General features: G+C 56.8%; 9 protein-coding genes, 1 rRNA gene and 1 other annotated feature. Of the genes, 6 read left to right on the top strand and 4 right to left on the bottom strand.

What is annotated here, in order from left to right; translation table 11 throughout:
- Positions 1-375 precede the first annotated feature (375 nt).
- A complete protein-coding gene (locus AC4PR2_RS06960) occupies positions 376-1452 on the top strand; it encodes a 3-deoxy-7-phosphoheptulonate synthase (RefSeq protein ID WP_038871801.1) in 1077 nt (358 codons plus the stop codon).
- 3 nt (positions 1453-1455) lie between these two features.
- On the top strand, positions 1456-2577 hold the full coding sequence (gene tyrA / locus AC4PR2_RS06965) for a bifunctional chorismate mutase/prephenate dehydrogenase (protein ID WP_049273621.1): 1122 nt from the start codon (positions 1456-1458) through the stop codon (positions 2575-2577).
- Between the two features lie 61 nt (positions 2578-2638).
- Here tyrA and pheA read toward each other — a convergent pair whose 3' ends face one another.
- The 4 genes from pheA to bamD all read right to left on the bottom strand — a co-directional run bounded on the left by pheA (position 2639) and on the right by bamD (position 5473).
- Positions 2639-3796, bottom strand: coding sequence for a bifunctional chorismate mutase/prephenate dehydratase (gene pheA, locus AC4PR2_RS06970; protein ID WP_060425327.1), 1158 nt, complete (start codon positions 3794-3796; stop codon positions 2639-2641).
- Between the two features lie 42 nt (positions 3797-3838).
- Positions 3839-3965: a sequence feature (Phe leader region), on the bottom strand.
- Positions 3917-3964 (bottom strand): hypothetical protein, encoded by a 48-nt coding sequence (locus AC4PR2_RS06975; RefSeq protein WP_101428074.1) that lies wholly within the window; start codon positions 3962-3964, stop codon positions 3917-3919. (Overlaps the previous feature by 48 nt.)
- Before the next feature lie 47 nt (positions 3966-4012).
- Positions 4013-4429, bottom strand: coding sequence for a ribosome-associated translation inhibitor RaiA (gene raiA / locus AC4PR2_RS06980; protein WP_492174958.1), 417 nt, complete (start codon positions 4427-4429; stop codon positions 4013-4015).
- Between the two features lie 312 nt (positions 4430-4741).
- Positions 4742-5473 carry an outer membrane protein assembly factor BamD gene (gene bamD / locus AC4PR2_RS06985; RefSeq protein WP_004932456.1) on the bottom strand — a complete coding sequence of 244 codons (732 nt, stop codon included), beginning with the start codon at positions 5471-5473 and terminating at the stop codon, positions 4742-4744.
- Between the two features lie 131 nt (positions 5474-5604).
- Between bamD and rluD the strand changes: the two genes are divergently transcribed.
- The 4 genes from rluD to AC4PR2_RS07005 form a co-directional block, all read left to right on the top strand.
- Entirely contained in the window at positions 5605-6582 is a 978-nt protein-coding gene (gene rluD, locus AC4PR2_RS06990) for a 23S rRNA pseudouridine(1911/1915/1917) synthase RluD (RefSeq protein WP_004932452.1), read from the top strand.
- Positions 6582-7313 carry a purine nucleoside phosphorylase YfiH gene (gene yfiH, locus AC4PR2_RS06995; RefSeq protein ID WP_197802423.1) on the top strand — a complete coding sequence of 244 codons (732 nt, stop codon included), beginning with the start codon at positions 6582-6584 and terminating at the stop codon, positions 7311-7313. The genes rluD and yfiH overlap by 1 nt, the downstream gene beginning before the upstream one ends.
- 130 nt (positions 7314-7443) lie before the next feature.
- Positions 7444-10017 (top strand): ATP-dependent chaperone ClpB, encoded by a 2574-nt coding sequence (gene clpB / locus AC4PR2_RS07000; RefSeq protein WP_492174959.1) that lies wholly within the window; start codon positions 7444-7446, stop codon positions 10015-10017.
- A gap of 519 nt (positions 10018-10536) precedes the next feature.
- Positions 10537-10612 (top strand): 16S ribosomal RNA (locus AC4PR2_RS07005); the annotation flags it as partial.

Here is a 10612-nt window from a genome sequence, read left to right on the forward strand (position 1 = left end):
ACTTAAATTCATCGCTTTCGGCGGCCTTTCGTGCTGAGCCTGACGGTATCCGCTGCTGCCCGTTAGTTGGCGCCGCGGCGGGCGGCGTATCTTGCCTGTAAAATCAACTGTACATATATATTTACGGAGTGGGGTTTCCGCCGGGAAGGCGTACAGGTGCGTTTCGATGTCTTGTTTTTTGTACATATCATTGAATTTACTTGGTTTTATTTTAATTTATTGATATTTACATGCGTGCATTTTCATCGGTTTAATCACGGTAATTTTTTATTTACGGATATTGGATTGAAAACTTTACAACCCGTGGTAAGGTAGAGCCCTGAAACGCTCAATGTTCCATTTCAACGCATAACGCCAAACGACAGGAATAGCATCATGCAAAAAGACGCGCTCAATAACGTACACATCAGTGCAGAACAGGTTCTCATCACGCCGGAGGAGCTGAAGAACCAGTTCCCGCTTAGCGCCGACGACGAAAATGAAATCGCCACCGCGCGCAACACCATCGCCAATATTTTGCAGGGGCGCGATCACCGTCTGTTGGTAGTGTGCGGGCCTTGTTCGATCCACGATCCGGATGCGGCACTGGACTACGCCCGTCGTTTGAAGACCCTGGCGGCTGACTTGAGCGATCAGCTGTATATCGTTATGCGCGTCTATTTTGAAAAACCCAGAACCACTGTCGGCTGGAAAGGTTTGATCAACGATCCGTACATGGACGGTTCGTTTGACGTTGAAGCAGGCTTGCATATCGCGCGTCGCCTGTTGCTGGATCTGGTGGGCATGGGCTTGCCGTTGGCTACCGAAGCGTTGGATCCGAACAGCCCGCAGTACCTGGGGGACTTGTTCAGCTGGTCGGCGATCGGCGCGCGCACCACCGAATCGCAGACCCACCGCGAAATGGCTTCCGGCCTGTCGATGCCGGTCGGGTTCAAAAACGGCACCGACGGCAGTCTGGGCACCGCCATCAACGCCATGCGCGCCGCCGCTATGCCGCACCGCTTCGTCGGCATCAACCAGGCGGGCCAGGTTTGCCTGCTGCAGACCCAGGGCAATCCGGACGGGCACGTGATCCTGCGCGGCGGCAAAACCCCGAACTACAGCGCCGAGCACGTTGCGGCCTGTGAAAAACAGATGCTCGAGGCGGGACTCCATCCGTCCTTGATGATAGATTGCAGCCATGGCAACTCGAATAAAGACTATCGCCGTCAGCCGGCGGTGGCCGAGTCCGTGGTGGAGCAGATCAAAGCGGGCAACCGTTCGATCACCGGCATTATGCTGGAGAGCCATCTGCATGAGGGCAATCAGTCTTCCGAACAGCCGCGTGCAGACATGCGTTACGGTGTGTCCGTCACCGACGCCTGCATCGACTGGGAGAGCACGGAAACGCTGCTGCGTCATATGCATCAGGAACTCGGCGCTGCGCTGACGGCACGCACGGGAGAAAAGTAAGTTATGGTGGCAGAACTGACCGCGCTGCGCGATCAAATCGACGAGGTGGACAAAGCGTTGCTGGATCTGCTGGCAAAACGCCTGCATCTGGTAGCGGAAGTGGGGGAGGTGAAAAGCCGCCACGGTTTACCGGTTTATGTGCCGGAGCGCGAGGCGGCGATGCTGGCCTCGCGCCGTCAGGAGGCGGAAAACCTCGGGGTGCCGCCGGATTTGATCGAGGACGTCTTGCGCCGCGTGATGCGCGAATCATACGTCAGCGAGAACGATAAAGGCTTTAAAACCCTGTGCCCGCAGCTGCGGCCGATCGTCATCATCGGCGGCAACGGCCAGATGGGCCGGCTGTTCAACCGTCTGCTGACGCTGTCGGGTTATCAGGTCAGGGTATTGGATCAGGAAGATTGGCCACAGGCGGAACAGCTGTTGGCCGACGCCGGCATGGTGATCGTCAGCGTGCCGATCCATGTGACAGAGCAGGTGATAAGCCGCCTGCCAACGTTGCCCGACGACTGTATTCTGGTGGATTTGGCGTCGGTGAAGAACCGTCCGCTGCATGCGATGCTGGCGGTGCACAACGGCCCGGTGGTGGGGCTGCACCCGATGTTCGGCCCGGACGTGGGCAGCGTGGCGAAGCAGGTAGTGGTCTACTGCGATGGCCGCCGGCCGGAGGCTTACCAGTGGTTGCTTGAACAACTGCAGGTGTGGGGGGCGCGGCTGCATCGCATCAGCGCGGTCGAACACGATCAAAACATGGCGTTTATTCAGGCGCTGCGGCACTTCGCCACCTTCGCCTACGGGTTGCACCTGGCGGAAGAGAACGTGCAACTGGAGCAACTGCTGGCGCTCTCCTCGCCGATCTACCGGCTGGAGCTGGCGATGGTTGGCCGCTTGTTTGCGCAGGATCCGCAGCTGTACGCCGACATCATCATGTCGTCGGAGGAAAATGTGGCGCTGATTAAGCGTTACTACCAGCGCTTCGGCGAGGCGATAAAGTTGTTGGAGCATGGCGACAAACAGGCGTTTATCGACAGTTTCCGCAAGGTGGAGCACTGGTTCGGCGATTACGCCCAGCGCTTCCTGGTGGAGAGCCGCACGCTGTTGCGGCAGGCTAACGACAGCCGGCAGTAAAACGCGGGTGGTAAACGTAAAGGTAAGGGGTTCGGCTTGGCCGAACCCTTTTTTTATGGTTTCAGGATGGGTTGACCGGCACCACGGTGTCGCTCGGGTAACAGCCCAGTACCTTCAGCGAGCGGGTGATTGGTGCCAGATCGCGCAGCGCTTTTTGCATCGCGTCGGCACGCAGATTGGCCTGCACATCGATATAAAACATCTCTTCCCACGGATTGCCGTTGATCGGGCGTGACTCCAGCTTGGTCATGATGATGCCGTTGTCGCGCAGAACCAGCAGCGCTTCGACCAGTGCGCCGGATTGCTGGCCGGTCGCCATGATCAGCGTGGTTTTGGCCGGCACCTGTTCGGAGACGTCAATCGCTTTACGCGCCAGGACGATAAAGCGGGTGATGTTCTGCTGCTGGTTGGCAAGGTTGTGTTCCAGCACCTGCAGCCCGTACAGTGCGCCGCCGGCTTCGCTGCCCAGCGCCGCTACCTTCGGTGAATTCAGCTTGGCGACTTTCTCCATCGCGGCGGCGGTGCTTTCGGTGTATTCGATTTTCCAGTGCGGGAAGCGGTTCAGGAACTGGCTGCACTGCTGGAACGGCTGCGGGTGACTGTAGACGGTTTCAATCTGGCTCAAATCACTGTCGCCGGCAATCAGAACGCAGTGGTTGATCGGGTTAGTCAGCTCGCCGACGATCGACAGACTGGTGTGTTGCAGCAGATCGTACACCTCGTTAATCGAGCCGGAGCTGGTGTTCTCGATCGGCAGTATCGCGTAGTCCGCCTGGCCGGTTTCCACCTGGGTGAAGATATCCTGAAACTTCTGGCAGCCGCATTCGATCAGCTGATCGAAATGGCGGGCGGCGTATTGACGCGCCGCCAGATGTGAATAAGAGCCTTTCGGGCCGAGGAAGGCGATGCGGGCGGAGTGCTGGCTGACGGGGTTGAGCTGGTGCTGCAGCAGCGCCTGTTGGGTCAGAACGGAGTCTTCAATGATCAGTTGGAACAGGCGGGTGACGTAGAAGCCGTCCAGATCGTAAGGTTTGGCGGCGGCGATCAGCGCGTCCAGCAGGTCGCGCTCGCGTTCTTTATCGCGGATCGGGCGGTGAGAGTGCAGCTTGGTCTTGCCGACTTCGATCGCCAGCTCACGGCGTTCCGCCAGCAGGGCCAACAGTTTCAAGTCCAGTGCGCTGATGCGCTCGCGCAGCACCAATAACGGGTTGTCAGTCATAATCAGCTTCCGCCTTCAGTTCTTATTCGTTGTAAAATAGCCATAAAAAAAGCCCCCTGTTTCCAGGAGGCCTTGTTGTTCGTCTTCGCATTCTTTCTCACACGACGAAACGCCTCCCAGTCAGGGGAAGGTAAAAAAGAATGCGAAGAAAAACGGTGTGCGTGGCATGGTCTACCTAAGGTTAATGCGATCAGGTTTTAAAGTAACCGCTGGCCTTTACCCCGTCAACAAAAATACCCGACAAAAAACGCGCCCTCGGGCGCGTTTGATGCGGCAATCGCTGTCGGACGGATATTCTTGCTCTTGCGTGACTTCCGGCACGATGTCTTTCACGCTGGCATTGCAGCGGCGCGCTTCGCCTTTGTGCTGCACCTTGTTCAGCTGGCGCTCCAGCTTGGCGATCAGCTCATTAACGGCGGTGTACATGTCATCATGTTTGGCGCTGGCGACCAGCGGGCCGTTAGGCGTGGTAATGGTAGCGTCGGCGACAAACCCCTGCGGTTCTTTAGATAAGACGATATGTGGGTTTATGAGCTGGGTCTGCCATTTTTCCAGTTTGGTGAGACGGTCTTCGACGTGATTGCGGATTGCGGGAGTGATATCCATTTGTTTGCTGGTAATGTTCAATGTCATATAACTTACCTCTCTGTCTTTCCGTCTTGGTGAATCCAGCATACCCCGCTTTTTGTTTAAATGCGTGATGTAAATCACGATTTTTTGTCACTTTTTGCAAAGTTAGTTCAATCTGTGATTCAGCATCTGAATTGACTATCTAATGCTTGAGAGTTGCCGCCGGATGGCGCATTATCGATGAGTTGACCGGTGAGGGGCGCTAGCTAACACCGTGTTTTTACTTGTATATTTCTCCAGTGAAAACCCGGTCGACGCCAATGAAAACGGCAGCCGAGGCTGCCGTTTGGTTTTTCTGCCGATGCCGACGCGCGGTTATTGCGGGTTGGCGGCGATCACTTTGGCCACTTTGTCAGCCTGGCCGTTCAACTGCAGCTGCTTGTAGGCATTTTCCATCAGCGGCAACACGTCGTGGGTCGCTTTGGTATCCGGGAATTCACGCAACATCTGCTCGGCGCGATTAACGACCGCGACGTAAGCACCGCGTTTAGTGTAGTATTCCGCCACCGAAAGCTCATACTTGGCCAAGCGGTCTTTCAGATACACCAAACGCTTGTTGGCATCGGTCGCGTATTGGCTGTTCGGGTATTGCTGAATCAACTGGCTGAAGTCGCGGAACGCAGCGCGAGCGTGCTGAGGATCGCGGTCAGAACGGTCAACCCCGAAGAAGCCCTGCAGTGCGCTGTCATCGAGCGCCATGTCGGTCAGGCCGCGCATGTACATCACGTAATCGATGTTCGGGTGCGTCGGGTTCAGACGCATGAAGCGATCGATGGATGCCTGAGCCATCGGCAAGTCGGCAGCCTTATAGTAGGCGTAAATCAAATCCAGCTGGACCTGCTGGGAATACGGCCCGAAAGGATAGCGGTTATCTAACGCTTCGAGTTGCGTAATCGCGCCCTTGAAGTTACCGTCCTGCAGTTTTTGCTGCGCGGTAGCATAGATTTCCGAAGGTGGGTTGTCGGGAACCGCATCCTTGGATGTGGAGCAACCTGCCAGCGCCAGGCTCAACGTGGCTGCTGCCACCAGATATTTCATACGCGTCATGACGTTTTGATTATCCTCAGGGTGTTATTCCGGGAGACTGTCCGTTAAGCTCCCGACAAAGACCAGGTACAATAGCACATTATATTAAACGGCATCGCCGTGAAAACCCAACGTTAACGAAGAAGCTGCATATGGCACAACAAGTACAACTCACCGCAACGGTGGCCGAATCTCAACTCGGACAACGTTTAGATCAGGCTTTGGCCGAATTGTTCCCTGATTATTCACGATCTCGCATAAAAGAGTGGATCCTGGGCGATCGGGTGAAGGTCAATGGCAAAACGTCAAACAAACCGAAAGAGAAGGTGCTGGGCGGAGAGACCGTCGCCATCGATGCACAGATTGAAGAAGAGGCGCGTTGGGAGCCGCAGGATATCGCGTTGGATATCGTCTATGAAGACAGCGACATCCTGGTGATCAACAAACCGCGCGATTTGGTGGTGCATCCTGGCGCCGGTAACCCGGACGGCACGGTGCTCAATGCATTGCTGCATCATTACCCGGAAATCGCCGACGTGCCGCGCGCCGGCATCGTGCACCGTCTGGATAAAGACACCACCGGTCTGATGGTGGTGGCGAAAACCGTGCCGGCGCAAACCCGGCTGGTGGAAGCGCTGCAGGCGCGTGAAATTACCCGTGAATACGAAGCGGTGGCGATCGGCACCATGACCGCCGGTGGCACGGTAGAAGAGCCTATCGCGCGTCACTCTACCAAGCGCACCCACATGGCGGTGCACCCGATGGGTAAACCGGCGGTGACGCACTACCGCATCATGGAACACTTCCGTGCGCACACCCGCCTGCGTCTGCGCCTGGAAACCGGCCGTACTCACCAGATCCGCGTACACATGGCTTACATCAGCCATCCGCTGGTGGGCGATCCGCTGTACGGCGGCCGTCCACGTCCGCCGAAAGGCGCTTCGGAAGCCTTCATCAACACGCTGCGCGGCTTTGACCGCCAGGCGCTGCACGCCACCATGCTGCGTTTGTATCATCCGATCAGCGGTATCCAGATGGAGTGGCATGCGCCGCTGCCGCAGGACATGGTCGATCTGATCAACGCGCTGAAGGCGGACACCGAAGAATTCAAAGATCAGATGGACTGGTAATGAATTCGCTCATTCTGCCCGACTGGCCGTTGCCTTCCGGCGTTAAGGCCTGCAGCACCACGCGCGGCGGCGGCACCAGCCTGCCGCCTTATGACTCGCTGAACCTCGGCACCCACGTCGGTGACGAGGAGCAAGCGGTGAAGCGCAATCGGGAACGGTTGGTTACCGCCGCCGGCTTGCCGCAGATGCCTGTATGGCTCGAGCAAGTACATGGCACCCGCGTGGTGACGTTGACGGGGCAAGCGCCCGCCGATCTGCGGGCGGATGCGGTGTACAGCAACGTGCCGGGGCAGGTGTGTGCCGTGATGACGGCGGATTGTCTGCCGGTGCTGTTCTGCTCGCAGAACGGCGATGAAGTGGCCGCCGCCCACGCCGGCTGGCGTGGGTTGTGCCATGGCGTGCTGGAACAAACCGTGGCGGCGTTCAGCGCCGCACCGGGCCAGATCCGCGCCTGGCTGGGGCCGGCGATTGGCCCGCAGCAGTTTGAAGTCGGGCCGGAGGTGCGTGCCGCCTTTATCGCGGAAGACGCCGAAGCCGCGGCGGCGTTTATGCCGCACGGCGATAAGTTTTTGGCTAATATCTACTTACTGGCGCGCCAACGTTTGTTGCGGGCAGGCGTGCAGGCCATCTATGGTGGTGACCGCTGCACGGTTAACGAAAAGAGTCATTTTTTCTCCTATCGACGCGATGGAATAACCGGACGTCTGGCAAGTTTAATCTGGCTGATATAACCTATTGAATTAGGACGATCCAACGACGCATGGCGTTGTACCGAAAATTTAGCGTCGAGATAACCTTGAAAATTTGAGGGATGACCTCATTTAATCTCCAGTAGCAATTTCGACCCATCTTGGAGGTGTTATGCGTCTGGATCGTCTTACCAACAAATTCCAGCTTGCCCTCGCCGATGCCCAGTCACTAGCCCTTGGGCACGACAACCAGTTTATTGAACCGCTACATCTGATGAGCGCCCTGCTCAATCAGGAAGGGGGCACGGTTCGTCCACTATTAACTTCCGCAGGTATCGATGCCGGGCGCGTGCGCACCGAAATCGAACAGGCGCTGTCCCGTTTACCGCAGGTAGAAGGCACCGGTGGCGACGTTCAACCGTCCCACGAGCTGGTGCGCGTCTTGAACCTGTGCGACAAGCTGGCGCAGAAGCGCGCGGACAAATTCATTTCTTCCGAGCTGTTTGTGCTTGCGGTGCTGGAAGACCGCGGCTCGTTGACCGACTTGTTGAAAGCGGCCGGCGCAACGGCCGACAAAATCAGCAAAGCCATTGAACAAATGAGAGGCGGTGACAGCGTGGAAGACCAAGGCGCCGAAGACCAACGGCAAGCATTGAAGAAATACACCATCGATCTGACCGAACGCGCCGAGCAGGGCAAACTTGACCCGGTAATCGGCCGTGACGAAGAGATCCGCCGTACCATCCAGGTGCTGCAGCGCCGTACCAAAAATAACCCGGTGCTGATCGGCGAGCCTGGCGTGGGTAAAACCGCCATCGTCGAAGGCCTGGCGCAGCGCATCATCAACGGCGAAGTGCCTGAAGGGTTGAAGCACAAGCGCGTATTGTCCCTCGATATGGGCGCCTTGATCGCCGGCGCCAAGTACCGCGGCGAGTTTGAAGAGCGCCTGAAAGGCGTGCTCAACGATCTGGCCAAGCAGGAAGGCAGCGGTATCCTGTTTATCGACGAACTGCACACCATGGTTGGCGCCGGTAAGGCGGATGGCGCGATGGATGCGGGCAACATGCTCAAACCAGCGCTGGCGCGCGGCGAGCTGCACTGCGTCGGCGCGACTACGCTCGACGAGTACCGTCAGTATATAGAAAAGGATGCGGCGCTCGAACGTCGTTTCCAGAAAGTGTATGTGGCGGAGCCGAGCGTGGAAGACACCATCGCTATCCTGCGCGGCTTGAAAGAACGTTACGAACTGCACCACCACGTGCAGATCACCGACCCGGCCATCGTGGCGGCGGCAACGCTTTCGCACCGTTATATCGCCGATCGTCAATTGCCGGACAAGGCTATCGACCTGATCGACGAAGCGGCGTCCAGCATTCGGATGCAGATGGATTCCAAGCCGGAATCGCTTGACAGACTTGAACGCCGCATCATTCAGTTGAAGCTGGAACAGCAGGCGCTGAATAAAGAGTCTGACGACGCCAGCAAGAAACGCCTGGACATGCTCAGCGACGAGCTGGGACAGAAAGAGCGCGAATATTCGGAGCTGGAAGAAGAGTGGAAAGCGGAAAAAGCCTCGCTCTCCGGCACCCAGAACATCAAGGCCGAACTCGAACAGGCCAAAATCACCCTGGAGCAGGCGCGCCGCGTCGGCGATCTGGGGCGGATGTCGGAACTGCAGTACGGCAAAATTCCTGAGCTGGAGAAACAGCTCGCCGCCGCCACGCAGGCCGAAGGCAAGAGCATGAAGCTGCTGCGCAACCGGGTGACCGATGCGGAGATTGCTGAAGTGCTGGCGCGTGCGACCGGTATCCCGGTTGCCAGAATGCTGGAAGGGGAGCGTGACAAACTGCTGCGCCTGGAGCAAGAGCTGCATTCGCGGGTTATCGGCCAGGACGAAGCGGTCAGCGCGGTCTCGAATGCTATCCGCCGCAGCCGCGCCGGATTGTCCGATCCTAACCGGCCGATCGGTTCGTTCCTGTTCCTGGGCCCGACCGGGGTGGGGAAAACCGAGCTCTGCAAAGCGCTGGCTTCGTTCCTGTTCGACAGCGACGACGCCATGGTGCGTATCGACATGTCCGAGTTTATGGAGAAACACTCCGTTTCTCGTCTGGTCGGCGCGCCTCCGGGTTATGTCGGCTATGAAGAGGGCGGTTACCTCACGGAGGCCGTGCGCCGCCGGCCTTATTCGGTGATTCTGCTGGATGAAGTCGAGAAAGCGCACCCGGACGTATTCAATATTCTGTTGCAGGTGTTGGATGACGGCCGACTGACCGATGGTCAAGGCCGTACCGTCGATTTCCGCAATACTGTGGTGATCATGACGTCCAACCTGGGCTCAGATCTGATCCAGGAGCATTTCGGTCAGATGAACTACGCGCAGATGAAAGAGTCGGTGATGGAGATGGTGAGTCACCACTTCCGCCCGGAGTTCATCAACCGTATCGACGAAGTGGTGGTGTTCCATCCGCTGGGCGAGAAACACATTGCTGCAATTGCCAAGATTCAGCTGTCGCGTCTCTACAAGCGTTTGGAAGAGCGCGGTTACGAAGTGACCATGACCGAACCGGCCCTGGCGCTGTTGAGCAAAACCGGTTACGACCCTGTGTATGGTGCGCGTCCGTTGAAACGCGCTATTCAGCAGGAGATCGAGAACCCGCTGGCGCAGCAAATCCTGTCCGGTAAACTGATCCCCGGCAAGCTGGTCACGTTGGATGTGGAAAACGACCATATCGTTGCACGCCAATAACGGCAATCGAGCGTAATAAAGATGAAAGGGAGCGGGCGACCGCTCCCTTTTCTTTATCTTCGTTTGTCCCTATTTACAGGGTTTGCCGCTATTACTGTGCTAAAAGTGGTATTTTTTGACTAATAAACATCCTAAAAAGGCATTTCGGGTGATTATTTGAGCGATTGAAAAGTTTTTTGCAATTAGGGGTTGCGGCCCGCCGAGAACTCCCTATAATGCGCCTCCACTGACCGGGAACAACGACTGACAAGCCGCCGGGTCAGCGAGAGGAAAGCGAAATAAACGCTTGACTCTCCGGGTGAAAAGCGTAATATACGCCACCTCGAGTTAGCAAGCGAAAGCGCCTAACTCACTGCTCTTTAACAATTTATCAGACAATCTGTGTGGGCACTCCACAAGACGATATCCAGCATCTTCGGATGCAAAAAAATATCAAGTCTTGAAGAGTGACTAACTGAAGTAAAATTCATGCAGTAAATCTTTGAGCATCGCTTCTCGAGTGGAAGCAAATCAAGCTTTTAATTGAAGAGTTTGATCATGGCTCAGATTGAACGCTGGCGGCAGGCTTAACACATGCAAGTCGAGCGGTAGCACA

The organism is Serratia sp. A07, from assembly GCF_058725505.1.

Coding starts and splice junctions, on each gene's coding strand:
- pheA (WP_060425327.1), bottom strand. CDS start 3,796: ATGACTGACAACCCGTTATTGGTGCTGCGCGAGCGCATCAGCGCACTG.
- bamD (WP_004932456.1), bottom strand. CDS start 5,473: ATGACGCGTATGAAATATCTGGTGGCAGCAGCCACGTTGAGCCTGGCG.
- tyrA (WP_049273621.1), top strand. CDS start 1,456: ATGGTGGCAGAACTGACCGCGCTGCGCGATCAAATCGACGAGGTGGAC.
- raiA (WP_492174958.1), bottom strand. CDS start 4,429: ATGACATTGAACATTACCAGCAAACAAATGGATATCACTCCCGCAATC.
- yfiH (WP_197802423.1), top strand. CDS start 6,582: ATGAATTCGCTCATTCTGCCCGACTGGCCGTTGCCTTCCGGCGTTAAG.
- AC4PR2_RS06960 (WP_038871801.1), top strand. CDS start 376: ATGCAAAAAGACGCGCTCAATAACGTACACATCAGTGCAGAACAGGTT.
- clpB (WP_492174959.1), top strand. CDS start 7,444: ATGCGTCTGGATCGTCTTACCAACAAATTCCAGCTTGCCCTCGCCGAT.
- rluD (WP_004932452.1), top strand. CDS start 5,605: ATGGCACAACAAGTACAACTCACCGCAACGGTGGCCGAATCTCAACTC.